Annotated in this window: 12 protein-coding genes, 1 pseudogene and 1 riboswitch; of the genes and pseudogenes, 3 read left to right on the top strand and 10 right to left on the bottom strand. The window is 72.9% G+C overall.

Features of this window, described 5'->3' with window-relative positions:
- The first annotated feature begins 77 nt into the window (after window positions 1-77).
- Window positions 78-650, top strand: a complete 573-nt coding sequence (locus tag M3666_RS04485; RefSeq protein ID WP_144411343.1) for a TetR/AcrR family transcriptional regulator — start codon at window positions 78-80, stop codon at window positions 648-650.
- Window positions 651-853: 203 nt separating this feature from the next.
- On the opposite strand, the gene M3666_RS04480 is transcribed toward M3666_RS04485, so the two are convergent.
- The 5 genes from M3666_RS04480 to M3666_RS04460 form a co-directional block, all read right to left on the bottom strand.
- Window positions 854-1,468, bottom strand: a complete 615-nt coding sequence (locus M3666_RS04480; RefSeq protein ID WP_251154599.1) for a superoxide dismutase — start codon at window positions 1,466-1,468, stop codon at window positions 854-856.
- A 44-nt stretch (window positions 1,469-1,512) separates the two neighbouring features.
- Window positions 1,513-2,022: a flavin reductase family protein gene (locus M3666_RS04475; protein ID WP_066655321.1), complete on the bottom strand. Its 510-nt coding sequence runs from the start codon at window positions 2,020-2,022 to the stop codon at window positions 1,513-1,515.
- Window positions 2,023-2,153: 131 nt separating this feature from the next.
- The gene (locus tag M3666_RS04470) at window positions 2,154-3,677 is read right to left on the bottom strand and encodes an MFS transporter (protein WP_066658484.1); all 1,524 of its coding nucleotides are present in this window, start codon (window positions 3,675-3,677) and stop codon (window positions 2,154-2,156) included.
- A 224-nt stretch (window positions 3,678-3,901) separates the two neighbouring features.
- On the bottom strand, window positions 3,902-4,924 hold the full coding sequence (locus M3666_RS04465; protein WP_251154598.1) for a LacI family DNA-binding transcriptional regulator: 1,023 nt from the start codon (window positions 4,922-4,924) through the stop codon (window positions 3,902-3,904).
- Window positions 4,903-6,966, bottom strand: a complete 2,064-nt coding sequence (locus tag M3666_RS04460; protein ID WP_251154597.1) for an aldo/keto reductase — start codon at window positions 6,964-6,966, stop codon at window positions 4,903-4,905. Before M3666_RS04460 ends, M3666_RS04465 begins: the two co-directional genes overlap by 22 nt.
- A gap of 136 nt (window positions 6,967-7,102) precedes the next feature.
- Between M3666_RS04460 and M3666_RS04455 the strand changes: the two genes are divergently transcribed.
- Both M3666_RS04455 and M3666_RS04450 read left to right on the top strand, forming a co-directional pair.
- Window positions 7,103-7,657, top strand: a complete 555-nt coding sequence (locus M3666_RS04455; protein WP_066655324.1) for a TetR/AcrR family transcriptional regulator — start codon at window positions 7,103-7,105, stop codon at window positions 7,655-7,657.
- A gap of 91 nt (window positions 7,658-7,748) precedes the next feature.
- Window positions 7,749-7,919, top strand: coding sequence for a hypothetical protein (locus tag M3666_RS04450; protein WP_153257430.1), 171 nt, complete (start codon window positions 7,749-7,751; stop codon window positions 7,917-7,919).
- 170 nt (window positions 7,920-8,089) lie between these two features.
- On the opposite strand, the gene ribH is transcribed toward M3666_RS04450, so the two are convergent.
- The 5 genes and pseudogenes from ribH to M3666_RS04425 form a co-directional block, all read right to left on the bottom strand.
- Window positions 8,090-8,569 (bottom strand): 6,7-dimethyl-8-ribityllumazine synthase, encoded by a 480-nt coding sequence (ribH, locus tag M3666_RS04445; protein ID WP_251154596.1) that lies wholly within the window; start codon window positions 8,567-8,569, stop codon window positions 8,090-8,092.
- Window positions 8,570-8,589: 20 nt separating this feature from the next.
- Window positions 8,590-9,213: pseudogene (gene ribB / locus M3666_RS04440) on the bottom strand (3,4-dihydroxy-2-butanone-4-phosphate synthase); the annotation flags it as partial.
- Between the two features lie 44 nt (window positions 9,214-9,257).
- Window positions 9,258-9,899, bottom strand: a complete 642-nt coding sequence (locus M3666_RS04435; protein ID WP_209685029.1) for a riboflavin synthase — start codon at window positions 9,897-9,899, stop codon at window positions 9,258-9,260.
- 96 nt (window positions 9,900-9,995) lie between these two features.
- Window positions 9,996-10,129, bottom strand: a riboswitch (FMN riboswitch).
- Window positions 10,130-10,311: 182 nt separating this feature from the next.
- Entirely contained in the window at window positions 10,312-12,756 is a 2,445-nt protein-coding gene (locus M3666_RS04430; RefSeq protein ID WP_251154595.1) for a DUF2156 domain-containing protein, read from the bottom strand.
- Window positions 12,753-14,081, bottom strand: coding sequence for an esterase family protein (locus tag M3666_RS04425; RefSeq protein WP_251154594.1), 1,329 nt, complete (start codon window positions 14,079-14,081; stop codon window positions 12,753-12,755). Before M3666_RS04425 ends, M3666_RS04430 begins: the two co-directional genes overlap by 4 nt.
- Window positions 14,082-14,156: the final 75 nt, after the last annotated feature.

Here is a 14,156-nt window from a genome sequence, read left to right as displayed (position 1 = left end):
GCCGGTGATCGGCTAACATTTCAGGTGATCGTGTGCGCACGGTCGCCGACCGATCACTCGACCTCGCGGGAGACGCCATGCCCAGGAGACCCGACCCGACCCTGAAGCCCGCGATCGTCGCGAAGGTCGCCCGGCACCTGCAGGACACCAAGCTCGAGGACGCCTCCGTCCGCAGCCTCGGCCGGGTGCTCGGCACGAGCGCGTACCCGATCGTGTACCACTTCGGTTCGCGGGAGTCCCTGATCGACGCCGTGGTCGACCACCTGTCCGTCGACCAGGACCGGGCGCTCGACCCCGCCGCCGAGCCGTGCGCGCTCACCGACCACCTGCTCGCCGTCTTCGGCGGGCTCGACACCCCGGAGCGGCGACTCGCAGCCCGTCTGACGTTCGAGCTCGGCTGCGTCGAGGGCCTCGACGGCCGTGACCGCCAGCAGCGACTCCACCGACGACGGGTCGACGAGCTCGCGGCCTGGTGCCGTGCGCACGGCCGGTGCGGCACGGACGCCGAGCGGACTGCCCGGGCGGTGGTCGCTGCGGCACGCGGTGCCCAGTGGAGCGCACTCGTCGACCCCGACCGCTCGGACGTGGACGGGGCGCTGCGGGCGATCGCCGAGGAGCTCGCGTCGTCCGTCCGCCTGGCGGCCGCCTGACGGCCACACGGCACGACGGACGAACCGGCACCGTCGGATCGAGCGGCACCGTCGGACGGACCGGCACCGTCGGACCGACCGGCGCCGACGGACCGACCGGCACCGTCGGACGGATCGGCACCGACAGACGGACGGGAGGCGCGGTGCCAGCCGGCACCGCGCCTCCCGTCCGTCAGCCGGTCAGCACGTGACCGGCAGCCGCGTCACAGGGTGATGAACGACTGCGACTTGGCGTTCGCGAAGCGGGCCGCGACGTTCTCCCAGTCGACGATGTTCCACACGGCCTTGACGTAGTCGGCCTTGACGTTGAGGTAGTCGAGGTAGAAGGCGTGCTCCCACATGTCGAGCATGAAGATCGGCACGACGCCCAGCGGCACGTTGGCCTGCTGGTCGAAGAGCTGGAAGGTCACGAGCTTCTGACCGACCTGGTCCCACGCGAGCACCGACCAGCCGGAGCCCTGGATGCCGTTGGCGACGGCGGCGAACTGCGCCTGGAACTGCTCGAACGAGCCGAAGAACTCGTCGATGGCGGCGGCGAGCTCGCCCTCCGGGACCTTCGTGTCGGGGCCGAGGTTGGTCCAGAAGATCGAGTGGTTGACGTGGCCGCCGAGGTGGAACGCGAGGTCCTTCTCGAGCTTGTTGATCGCACCGAAGTTGCCGGACTCGCGCGCCTCGCCGAGCTGCTGCAGCGCGGTGTTCGCACCGGTCACGTAGGCCTGGTGGTGCTTGTCGTGGTGCAGCTGCATGATCTTGCCGCTGATGTGCGGCTCGAGGGCGGCGTAGTCGTACGGCAGCTCGGGCAGGGTGTACTCGGCCATTCGAGGTCCTTTCGATCTGGGGTTGGTGGAGCGGGCTCCGCGGCTCAGGAGAGCCGGGAACGTTCGGAGAGGGAGTGGAACTCCCGGTTGTGGTAGACGAGCGGCTCACCGTGCGCCTGACCCACCACGATGTCGAGCACCTCGGCGACGACGACGGTGGACGAGCCGATCTCGGTCGTCGATCGCGGTCGGCACCGCAGCGCCGTCGCGGCGGCGGGCAGGTACCGGTCCCCGGTCGGCAACGTGCCCCACATCGGGTCGTCCGCTGCGGGGCTGCCGGTCGCGGCGAACCGCTTGGCGAGGCCCACGCTGAGCGAGTCCACGAGGTGCACGACGAAGACGTCCGCGCCGAGCACGACGCCGGCCGAGCCGGACTTGGTCGACAGCGAGAAGACGAGCACGGGTGGGTCGACCGCGACGCTCGCGACGCTGGAGGCGGTCAGGCCCGTGGGACCGTCCGGCCCCTCGGCGGTGATGACCGCGACACCGGCGGGGTGTCCGCGGAAGGCGGCCTTGTACGCGTCGGCGGTCGTGGCCGGGGCTTCGTCGGGCATGGCAGTCGTGGTGTTCCTCCGGGTGGGATCGGCCGCGGCTGCGCGGCCACCTCCCAACGTAGGACCTCGACCGGGGTTCCGGTCAACGATTCCCAGCTTCGTCCGATCCCGGGCGCGCCGGACGACCCGGCTCAGTCGCGCTTGAGCATGACCACGGAGGCCGCCGCGGCGACGAGCATGAGCACCGCCGCCACGGCGCCGGTGATCGTCACACCGGAGTCGAACGCCGCACGAGCGCTCTCGAGCAACGCCTGACCGGCCGAGCCTCCGAGGTCGGCGGCGGCCGACACGGCACCGCCGAGGGTCTCCTGCGCCGCCGTCCGCGCCGAGCCGGCGAGGGCGTCCGGCACCACCACGTGCGACCGGTACGCGGTCGCGAGGATCGTCCCGAGCACCGCCGTGCCGAGCACCGCGCCGATCTCGTACGCGGTCTCGGACACCGCCGACGCGGCACCGGCCTTGTCCGCGGGGGCCGTCGAGATGATGAGGTCGTTCGTGACCGTCTCGGACGCCCCGATGCCGATGCCGAGCAGCACGAAGGCGAACGCCAGCGCGACGATCGACGCGTGGTGTCCGAGGACCGACACCATCGCGTACGCGGCGGCCGAGAACGTCAGGGAGACGGCCACGACCCAGCGGGGGGCCACCCGCGCGACGATCGGCACGACGACGAGTCCGGCGACGATGGTGAGCACCGAACCGGGCACGAGCACCAGACCGGACGCGAAGGGGTCGAGCCCGGCGACGAGCTGCAGGTGCTGCGCGATGAAGAACAGGAAGCCGGTGAGCGAGAACATCGCGGCCATGTTCATGAGCACGCTGCCCGTGAACGCGGTGCTGCGGAACAACCGCAGGTCGAGCATGGGCGCGCGGGAGCGGAGCTGGCGGCGGACGAAGGCGATCCCGCAGAGCACGCCGACGGCGAGCAGCGCGATCGCGAACCCGCGCTCCTCGGGGTGCACGACCGACTTGATCGCCCAGGCGGTGGGGGCGAGGGCGCCGAGCGACAGGAGCATGCTCGGGACGTCGACGGGGCCGGGCTGCGGGTCGCGCGACTCCGGCACGGTGAACGGCACCGCGACGAGCATGACGACGAGGATCGGCACCGCGACCAGGAACACCGCACCCCAGTGGAAGTGCGCGAGCAGGACGCCGCCGACGAGCGGACCGAGTGCGTTGCCGGCCGCGAACATCGTCGACCAGACGGCGAGCGCCATCCGCCGTTCCCCGGCGTCGACGAAGACGTTGCGGATGATGGAGAGCGTCGCCGGCATGAGCATCGCACCGAAGACCCCCATGACGGCGCGGGCTGCGACGAGCATCCAGGCCTCGGTCGCGAAGGCCGCCGCGACGGACAGCAGTGCGAACCCGGTCGCGCCGATCACGAGGATCCGGCGTCGCCCGATGCGGTCGCCGATGCTGCCCATCACGACGAGCAGGCCGGCGAGCACGAGGGGGTAGGCGTCGACGATCCAGAGCTGGGTCGTCGCGCTCGGGTCGAGGGCGCGCGCGATGGTCGGCAGCGCGAAGCTCAGCACGGTGTTGTCGACGGAGATGAGCAGCACCGGCAGCATCAGGACGGCGAGCGCCGCGAACCGTCGGGCGCGGCTGCCGGTGACGGCGGTGGCGACGGGGCTGGTGAGCAGAGTGGACACGGTGACTCCCTGGGGAACGAGCCGGACCAGGTCGACGGCGGACACTTTCGGTGGGGCAGACGAGACGGGACGCGGAAGTGGTCACGCGCCCCGTCAGGACTCCATGAGTGTACCGTCTGGACGGTTGTGGTTGCAAGTGCAACCAACGGGCGGACGGGAGGCCCGTGGCCGGACCGCCACGAGCCTCCCGTCCGCCTTCCGCTCCCGTCGGCGGCCGTGGGCACTCAGGCGGACTCGCGCACCAGCAACCGGTGGCGAACGGTGCGCTGCACCGCCGCGCCGGAGCGCGGCAGGTCACCGGCGAGCATGCCGATGGCGAGGTCGAGGGCCTCGCGCGCGACCGCGTCGAGGTCGACCGCGAGCGTCGTGAGGGTCGGCGCGACGAGCGTGCCGATCGCCAGGCCGTCGACCCCGACCACCCGCACGTCGCCCGGCACGTCCACCCCGGCCCGGCGGCAGGCACCCAGGACCCCGAGCGCCATGAGGTCGTTGAAGGCCAGCACCGCGTCGACGCGACGGAAGCGCTCGAGCGCCCTGGTCGTCATCGCCGCGCCCAGCTCCGAGGTCGGGGCGTCGGCGATCGCGATCTCGGGCACGTACCCACGGCGCCGGAGGGCGTCCAGCATGAGCCGACCGCGACCGCTCGGACGGCCGGTGTCCGACGCATCGACGATCACCGGGTGCCGGACCCCCGTGTGCACGAGGTGGTCGGCGAGGTCCTCGACCGCCTCGGCGGGGTCGATGCGGACGGCACCGCGGAGGACCTCGCCGGCAGGGTCGAGCTCCACCACGGGGACGGTGCCCAGGCGCTCGATGAGCTCGGGCGCCCGGGCACCGAGGTAGCCGAGCACCACGTCCGTCTGGACCCCGAGCGCCTGGACCGCGCGGTCCGAGTCGCCCGCGAGCCCCGCGTCGGCCAGCATGACGTCCCACCCACGACCCGCCGCGAGCCGGAGCACCGCCGCCGCGAGCTCCGGCGAGTACGGGTTCCGCAGGTCGTCGACGACGAGACCGAGCTGCCGGTCGCCACCCGTGACGAGCCCACGGCCGAAGCGCGACGGGCGGTAGTCGAGCGCCGCCGCCGCCGCGAGCACGCGCTCCTTCGTCGCCGGGCTGATGCCGTACAGGCCGTTCACCGCGCGGGTGACCGTCTGGCGCGAGACCCCGGCCGCGGCCGCGACGTCGTGGATCGTGGCGCGCGCCGGGGTCCGGCCGACGGTGCGGCTCAGGCGCGCAGGTCCAGCCACGCGACCTGCTCCGCGCTGAGCTCGACCGACAGCCCCGTCATCGACGAGCGGGCCTCGGCGATCGTGCGCGGCCCGAACAGCGGGAACGTCGGGAACGGCTGGTGCAGTACGTACGCCAGGGCGATCGCCGTCGCCGGCACGCCGTACTGCTCGCCGAGCTCACGGGCGCGACGGAGCCGCTCGAAGTTGTCGTCCGAGTAGTAGCAGCGCACGAGCTCGGCGTCGCTCGTGTCGTCCGGGGCGGCGCGGCCGGTGAAGAACCCGCGGGCCTGCGACGACCACGGCAGCAGCGGCACCTGGCGCTCCTCGAGCCAGCGCTTCGACGCCGGGTCCGTGGCGTGCTCGCAGCCGTCCCACGGCACGTCGTACGCCTCGGCCAGGCCGAAGTGGTTGCTGAGGACCTCGAAGCCGTGCTTCCCGTTCGCCGCCGCGTAGGCGTTCGCCTCGTCGAAGCGCGCCGGCGTCCAGTTCGATCCGCCGAAGACGCGGATCCGGCCGGCGCGACGGTGCTCGTCGAGGACGTCGACGAACTCCCCCACCGGCACGTCCGGGTTGTCGCGGTGCATCATGTAGATGTCCGCGTGGTCGGTGCCCTGACGCTCCAGGCTCTCCAGCAGCTGCCGGGTCAACGACTCCGGGTCGCAGTACGGCGTGTGCGCACCCTTCGTGATGACCACGACGTCGTCGCGGATGCCGCGGTTCTGGATCCACTGGCCGAGTCGTCCCTCGAGCACCCCGCCGCCGTAGACGTAGCCGGTGTCGAAGACGTTGCCGCCCTGCTCGACGAACATGTCGAAGATCGCGCTCGCGTGGGCGAGGTCGGGCTGGTTGTCGACACCCATCACCAGGCGGGACATGCGCTTGCCGACGCCGGGGACCTCGCCGTAGCGCATCGGGGCGTCGTCGCGGACGCGCAGCGGACGGCCGCTCACCGTCGGGACGTCGGCGGTCTCGGCCTCGAACGGGTAGCGCAGGCCGATCGCGGCGCGCCAGCGGTCGAGCGTGCGGGCGGTGGCGAGGCTCTCGTCCAGGGTCATCTGCGCCGCCTCGACCGCGCCTGACGCCAGCGCCGCCGTGGTCGCGTCGGCCTCGAGCGCGTAGGGCTGCGCACCGGCGAAGGACAGCGTGCGGGGCTCCTCGTCGACCGTGTGGACGGTGATCGTCGGGTCGGCGGAGAGCGTCCACGGGTCGGTCAGCACGATGCGGCCGCGCGAGCCGTGCACCGTGACGGCGTTCTCGTCCTGCACGCGGACGCCGGTGCGGACGCTGGCGGTGGTGCCGTCGCGGTAGGTCAGGTGCGCGACCGTCCACTCGTCGACGCCGGTCGGCCCGAGGGTGCCGGTGGCGGTCAGCTCGACGGGCTCGGCGACAGCGACGCCCGTGGCGGCCTGCACGACTGCGGCGGCCATGGTCACCGGGTACCCGCCGACGTCGAGGATCCCGCCGCCGGCCGTGGCGACGTCGAACAGCCGACCGGTGCGCTCCTCACTGCGGAACGCGAAGGACGCGTCGACGTGCACGACGTCACCCACGACGCCCTCGCGCACGAGGTCGAGCAGTGCGGCGGTCTGCGGGTGGAAGCGGTACATGTACGCCTCGACCAGCGGCAGCCCGGCCTGGCGGGCGGCGTCGGCCAGGGCCATCGCCGTGCCGTGGTTCGGGGCGAGGGGCTTCTCGCAGAGCACGGCCTTGCCGGCGTCGAGGGCGCGGAGCACCAGGTCGGCGTGGCCGGTGTGCACGGTCGAGACGTACACCGCGTCCACGGCGGTGTCGGCGAGCACGGCGTCGTACTCCCCCGCTCGGACGTCGGTGAAGCCGTGGTCGGCCGCCTCGTCCGCGAACGCCTGCGCCCGGTCGGTCGAGGAGCTGCCGGCGGCCACGAGGGTACCGGTGCTCGCAGGCAGCTGGGAGAGGAAGCGGCGGGCGATGCCACCCGGACCGAGGACGGCCCAGCCCGCTCTGGTCGGGGCCGGGGTCGCCGAGCCGTCCGTCCCGGGGCCGTCGGCGGGCGTGCTGGAGGGGGTCGCGGTCTGCGCTGACATGCGGATCCTGTTCGTGTCGTGAACCTTCACGGTCACGGCGACGCTAGCCGCGCAGATGCTGCGGGACAACCCGTTCGTGAACGTTCACGGAACCCGGCGGTCGTCACGGTCCGGACGGTTCCCTAGACTCGTCCGCATGGCAAGTGCCCGAGACCGTGTCCTGGACAGCTTCGTCGCCATCGTGTGCGAGGAGGGCGAGCGTCCGGCGACCCTCGACGCCGTCGCCGCGCGGGCCGGTGTCTCGAAGGGCGGGCTGCTCTACCACTTCGGGTCGAAGGCAGCGCTGGTCGAGGGGCTGTGCGAGCGCCTGTCCGACCTGTCCGCCATCGACGTCGACCGCATGCGCGACGCCGAGGACGGCGCTGCGCGGTACTTCGTGCGCAACTGCCTCTTCGTGGGCAGCGAGCTCGACCTCGCCCTGCTCGCGGCCAGCCGGCTGCAGCAGGCCGGGTACGAGGAGGCCGGGCGCACCCTCGACGAGACCGAGAACGCATGGCTGGAGACCCTGGTCGACGCCCTTGGGGACGTCCCCACGGCGCAGGCGGTCAAGTTGCTCGGCGACGGGCTCTACCACCAGGCGTCCCTCGGCGCCGCGATCGCGACCGACGTCCGCCCGAACCGCGGCACCGTCGACATGGACGCCCTGCTCGCGGTCGTCGACCGGCTCATCGCGACCCGGCCCGCAGCCTGACGTCGGCGTCTCCCGGACGTCCGTGAACCGGTCCGCTCCTTCCTGGGGATAGACTGGTCCCGATCCACCCGCTCGAACCGGAGGTACCACCGTGGGCCGCGTCATCGCCGCTTTCTTCTCGATCCTGCTGCTGCTGGTGTCGATGTACCTGTTCGGGTTCGCGTTCCAGGTGCAGTCGGGGCAGGCCTTCGTCTTCATGGGCGGCCTCGTCCTCATGAGCCTCTCGTTCTTCCTGCCGATCCACGTCTTCGGCAAGAAGTAACCACAGCCGTACCGCGACGGCCCCGCACCTCTCCGGAGGGTGCGGGGCCGTCGTCGTCCGTGCGGGGTGCCACCGTCACGGTGTCTCCGTCGAACTGTGTCGAACCACGAATCCGACATCGAACCACGCGCCTCGGCTGGTTCGATGTCGGATCCGTGGTTCGTCGCGGGTCAGGCCATCTGGCGCAGGCTCCGCAACGAGAGGGCCGTGGCGATCGCCGCGTGCGCGGCCTCGGCGCCCTTGTCCTCCTTCGACCCGGGCAGACCGGCGCGGTCCATGCCCTGCTGCTCGTCGTCCAGCGTCAGCACGCCGAAGCCGACGGGCTTGCCGGTCTGCAGCGCGACGCTCGTCAGACCGTCCGTCGCCGCACTCGACACGTACTCGAAGTGCGGGGTGCCCCCGCGGATGATCACCCCGAGGGCGACGACCGCGTCGAACCCGCTCTCGAGCGCCGCCTTCGCGACGACCGGCAGCTCGAAGCTCCCCGGCACCGGGACGACCTGTGCGGTCGCGCCGAGGCGCTGCACCTCCCGCTGGGCTCCGGCGAGGAGGCCCCCGGCGATCGTCTCGTGCCACTGCCCGGTCACGATCGCCACCCGGACGCCCGTCCCGTCGACGTGGTCGCGCTCCGCCGCTCCTGCTCCGCTCATCGTGTCGTTCCCTCCTGGGGTGCGGACTCCGCCGCCGCCCGGTCTGCCGCCTCGAGCCACTCGACGAGTGCGGCGATGGTGATGACGGGCACGCCCTCGCGCGCCCCGAGTTCGACGAGGCCCGGCAGACGCATCATCTCGCCGTCCTCGCCGACGATCTCGCAGATCGCCGCCGCGGGCCGGAGCCCGGCTGCGGTGACCAGTTCGATCGCGGCTTCGGTGTGCCCGGCGCGTTCGCGGACGCCGCCGGGTCGGGCCCGCAGCGGGACGACGTGTCCCGGGCGGTGCAGGTCGTCCCGGACCGAGGTCGGGTCGGCGAGCACCCGCAGCGTCCGTGCCCGGTCGTGCGCGCTGATGCCGGTCGTCACACCGACCGCAGCGTCGACCGTCACCGTGTACGCGGTGCCGCGGACGTCCTCGTTGTGCGCGACCATCGGGGGCAGGTCGAGCGCATCGGCGATCTCGGCGCTGACCGGGGCGCAGATGAACCCCGACGAGTGCGCGACCGTCCACGCGATCCACTCCGGCGAGGCCGTCTCGGCGGCGAGGATCACGTCGCCCTCGTTCTCACGGTGCTCGTCGTCGGCCACGATCACCGGACGCCCGGCGGCGATCGCCGCGACCGCGTCGGCGATGCTCGACAGGTGCGGCCCGACCGCCTGCTCGGCGTGCGGGGCGTCGAGGGCGCTCACCGTGCCTCCGGGACGAGAGCCGTGGCGGCGTCGAGCCGGAGCATGCGGCGGACGTGTCGCGCGAGGACGTCGGTCTCGATGTTGACCCGGTCGCCGGGCACCCGGGTACCGAGCGTCGTGGCCTCGAGTGTCTCCGGGATGAGGCTGACCTCGAACCAGGCATCGGTCGGCGGGACGTCCTCGGCGGAGACGGCGCTGACCGTGAGCGAGACGCCGTCGATCGCGACCGACCCCTTGTCGACGACGAGCGGGCTGAGGTCGGGGGCGAGCGAGAACCGGACGCGCCGCCAGCCGTCACCGTCGGCGGTCTCGAGCACCGTGGCGGTGCCGTCGACGTGCCCCTGGACGATGTGGCCGCCCAGTCGGTCGCCGACCGAGGCCGCTCGCTCCAGGTTGAGTCGATCACCCACGTCGAGCGCGCCGTGCGCGCTCATGTCGAGCGTCTGCTTCATGACGAAGGCGGTGAAGGTCTCGTCCGTCTGCTCGACCACGGTCAGGCAGACGCCGCTCGTGGCGATGGAGTCGCCGTGCCGCGCGTCGGCGACGACCTTCGGGCCGCGGACGGTGAGCGCGACGGAGTCGCCGTGCTGCTCGACGGCGGTGACGGTGCCGAGTTCCTCGATGATGCCGGTGAACACTGGTGTCCTCTCAACGGGACTCCGGGGGTGCTCGACGATCGTCGGCATGGACGGACGGGTCGTGGCACCCCGGGTACGAGGGCACGTCCTGTCCGCCAGCGCTTCCTCCCGTCCGGACTCTCACCGTCGGTCCCGGAGTTCCGCCGGGTCAACATCGGCGGGGTTCGCACCCTGCGTCAGCTCGTGGACTGTCACCACCGGTTCGGAATTGCACCGACCCCGGAGCGCTTGCGTGACTGAAATGATACCCCACACACGGGGCGCCCGTCCGGGGCCGTTGCCCCGTGTGACGTGGAGACGCCCGCCGGGCACGGGACGGACGGGACGCGCGGGGCGGCGCCGCCACGGGCCTCCCGTCCGTCCCGTGGTGCGTGCGGGACGCCGGCGTCGGTCCGGCACGGCCGGACCGGTCTCAGCTCCGACCGCGGACCAGCGCCACCGCCTGCCGCAGGGACAGGTCCGGCAGGTAGGCCCGCACGACGGCGACACCGATCGCCGGGAGCGCCACCGGGTCCGGGTAGGCGAGCACCAGCGGGTGCAGCCCCGGCCCGAACTTCGCCTTGAAGCGCAGCAGCGAGCGGAACCCGTAGACCGGTTCGAGCACGCCGCCCACCAGGTCGAGCAGGTCCTGCACGCCCTCGCCCGCGGGGGCACCCTCGGCGGACTGCGCGAGCGGTGCGGCGGACAGGCTGAGCCGCTCGACGCCGTCCTCGCGCATCCGCTGCGCCGCACTCGCGACGAGGAACTCCATCACTCCGTTCGGGGCCGCGCCCGTGCGCCGCATCACGTCGAGCGTCCACCCCACGACCCTGCCGGCCCGGTGGCTCGGCAGCCAGCTCGTGACGGCGAGGACGGTGCCCTCGGGGTCGAGCGCGACGAGCGTGCGCACCGCCGGGTCCCGCATCTCGTCGACGCCACCGAGCGTGAAGCCCATCTCGGGCAGCTCGCGCTCCGAGACCCACTCCTCGGAGATCGCCTCGATCTGCCGGACCGTCGCCGGGGGCAGGTCCTGCCACGAGGACCACAGGGCGGTGATGCCCTCGCGGTCCGCCTTGTTCACGGCGGTGCGGACGTCCTGCTTCTTCTTGCCGCTCGTGGTCCACGTGCGAGGGTCGAAGTCCGCGTCCTCCGCGACCGGCAGCGTCTCCCACCCCTGCGCGGTGAGGGTCCCGGCGGCCTCGGTGCCGATGCCGTAGAAGACGGCGGTCCAGCCGTTGTCGTCACACCACCGCGCGAACGCGACCATCGCCGCGTCGCGGGCGTCCGGCCACCCGAAGGGACCGCCGACCGTCACCGCGACCCGCCCGTTGCGGCGGAACGCGACACCGGCGCGGCCGTCCTCGCTGAACCAGTACGCGTTGCCCTGCCAGGTGGTCATCCACCCGAAGGTGTCGCCGCCGGCGGCCTCGAGCAGCGTGCGGGCGCGGAGTCGGCTCTCGCGGAGTCCGTCGACGTCGGCGTCCGGCTCGACGGCGCCCGTGGGACGGACGGCGGCACCGGCCACGACCAGCCAGAGCACCGGGCCAGCGGCGCCGAGCACGAAGCGCAGCGCCGGGTCGAGGGACGCCAGCCGGTCCCAGAACACCACGGGCGACAGCGGGCCGAGCGCTGCGACGACGAGCCGCAACGGGTCCGCGACCGTCTCGCGCGTGGACGCCGCGGTGACGAGCACGACGGTCGTCACCACGCCGAGTGCGACGAGGACGACCACGGCGAAGGTCACGACGCGTCGCCGTGCGGGCAGCACCGTGAACGAACGGCGGAGCAGCACGAGCACGAGCGCGGTGGCGAGCGGCACGACGACGGAGGCGGTCACCGAGACGGTTACCACGAACCGGTTCTCGGCCCCGTGCAGCTCCGCCGCCCCGGCGGGCAGGAGCCCGTAGGTCACGGCGGCAGCGACGGCGAGCACGACGTCGACGACCACGGCGAGCCAGACCGCGAAGCGACTCCCCCGGAACAGCCCGAGGCCGGCGACGAGGAGCACGAGGAGCGGTGCGACCGCGAGGACGAGCGTCCACGGGTCGGTGGCCCGGTACGCCAGCAGCCCCCGCAGGCACTCGCCCGACGCGCTGTCCGCGTGGCAGCCGTGGACGGGGGTGACCGGCCCGGTGCCGACGACGGCCGCGAGCGGGGCCAGGAGCCCGACGCGGGCACGGGAGAGGAGCGCGATGACCGGACCCACGGCCGACACGAGGACCACGGTGCCGAGCAGGACCCGGGTCTCGCGGTGCGAGCTCCTGGTCCAGCCGATCCGGGCGGGGCCCCGGCGGAGCAGGTCGCCGAGCAGCCACCCGGCCGCCGCCGCGAGCGATGCGTAGAGGTCCGAGGCGTGTCCGGCGTACAGCAGCAGCGCGGCGACGACGGCGACGACGTTGACCCGGATCCGTCGGCGCCACAGCGGACCGGCGAACGCGCTCGCGGTGACGATCGTCCCGACGATGGCCGTCCACGGGTCGAAGCTCGTCGCGCGTCCGAGCAGCAGCGCGCCGGCCGCGCGGCCGTCCTGGTCGACGAGGGCCGTGAGGGCGCCGAGCCCCGTGCCGACGACGGTGGTCACGACGAACGCGAGGGCCGTCCGCCTGCTGCCCATCAGTCGCTCCGACGCCCCGACGAGCGCCACCACACCAACGAGGGTGAGGGCGAGCGCCAGCGCCCCGGTGGTGACGGCGAAGACCCGGAAGGGTCCGAAGTGCACGGTGTCCAGGGAGCCGGTGTGCCCGACGACGCGGACGACGAGGCCCGCGATCGAGGTGAGGAGCACGAGGACGACGACGACCGCCGTGACCGGGTGCCGCCGGGTCGACCTGACGATCCGCGACCCGAGGGCGGCCGCTCCTGACGTGGTCCTGCTCACAGCGCACCGTCCTCCTGCGGGAGACCGAGGTGTGCCAGGACGACCGGCAGTCCGTGGGCCAGCACGTACCGCACGGTGTTCCAGTCGTGCGCCGAACCCGGCGACACGATGACCTGCGTCTGCATGCCCGCACGGACCGCTGCGGTGTGCAGGGTCTCGGTCGACGCCCGGTAGGGGGCGTCGTCCTGACCGTAGCCGAAGACGGTGAGGTGGTCGTGGTACGGCCCGTGCGCCGCCATGATCGCGACGGGCGCCGCGGCACGGTAGGCGGCAGCCGAACCACCGAACGCCAGCGCGGTGCTCCGCTGCGCGTCGCCGGTCACCGGGGCGAGCTCGCTCGAGATCGCCAGGGCCGCACCGAAGACGTCGGGGTGCTCGGTGGAGAACTGCATCGTGCACGTCGCGCCCTGCGAGAACCCGAGGATGCCCCAGGCTCCTGCTCCGCTGGCGACCGGCAGGTGCCGCTCGATCCAGTGCACCGTGTCGGTCATCACGTAGGTGGCGCTCCTGCCGAGGCGCCGGGAGTCCACGCACATCGGGTTCCGGTTCGGCGCCGCGAGCTGGTCCGGCGACACGACGATCGGGGCGAGGCCGTGGTGTGCGGCGGCGTAGCGGTCGAGGAAGCTGCCGAGGTCGCCGGTCTGGAACATGTCGGCCGGTTGCCCGGGCTGCCCGGAGAGCGCGACGAGGACGGGCAGCCGCGGCGGGTGGGCCACCTGTGCGGCCGGCGGGAGCCAGACCACCGCCTTGCGCGCCCGGAAGTGCGACACCGTCCCCGGGATCGTCACGCTGATGGTCTCGCCCTTCGACGGCATGCCCGCCGGCGCGTGCCAGTCCGCCGCGTCGACCTCGAGGTGCGACCCCGGGTCCGACAGCGGCGGCAGGTCCCGGCTCCGGTAGGGGTTGGTCGCGACGGCCTGCTCGATGTTCTTGTAGAACCCGAAGTCCACGTTGACACCGAGGCCCGCCGACAGCACGAGCGCACCGGCAGCGGCGACGGCGAGGACCCGTGCGAGCCACCCGCCTTGCACCGCCACGACGAGCAGGAGCGCCACACCCGCGAACGCGAACGCCACCCACATCCGGGTGACCGGGGTGAACTGCACGCCGAAGTCGTCCTGCACGTCGCCGGTCCACCACACGGCGACGAGGCCGATCGCCGCTCCGACCGCCGCTCCCCCGACCCGGACCGCGGCACGACGCAGCCGGTGCCGCTCGTGCACCGGACCGACCAGGACCCACCCGGCGAGGAGGGCTGCGAGGACGTACACCGGGACGAGCAGGCGGCTGCCGGTGATCGGGACGCGGAGGAGTTCGTGGAGCACGGGTTCATCGTGGCCCCGCACCGCTGCCGCACAGCCTCGGAAGCGCTTCCACTGCGCACAGGTTGGGCACTGATC

The organism is Curtobacterium sp. ODYSSEY 48 V2 (assembly GCF_023712625.1).
In the GTDB taxonomy this organism is placed as follows: domain Bacteria; phylum Actinomycetota; class Actinomycetes; order Actinomycetales; family Microbacteriaceae; genus Curtobacterium.
This window is presented reverse-complemented; position numbering and strand designations above follow the sequence as displayed.

Coding starts and splice junctions, on each gene's coding strand:
- M3666_RS04485 (WP_144411343.1), top strand. CDS start 78: ATGCCCAGGAGACCCGACCCGACCCTGAAGCCCGCGATCGTCGCGAAG.
- M3666_RS04480 (WP_251154599.1), bottom strand. CDS start 1,468: ATGGCCGAGTACACCCTGCCCGAGCTGCCGTACGACTACGCCGCCCTC.
- M3666_RS04475 (WP_066655321.1), bottom strand. CDS start 2,022: ATGCCCGACGAAGCCCCGGCCACGACCGCCGACGCGTACAAGGCCGCC.
- M3666_RS04460 (WP_251154597.1), bottom strand. CDS start 6,966: ATGTCAGCGCAGACCGCGACCCCCTCCAGCACGCCCGCCGACGGCCCC.
- M3666_RS04455 (WP_066655324.1), top strand. CDS start 7,103: ATGGCAAGTGCCCGAGACCGTGTCCTGGACAGCTTCGTCGCCATCGTG.
- ribH (WP_251154596.1), bottom strand. CDS start 8,569: ATGAGCGGAGCAGGAGCGGCGGAGCGCGACCACGTCGACGGGACGGGC.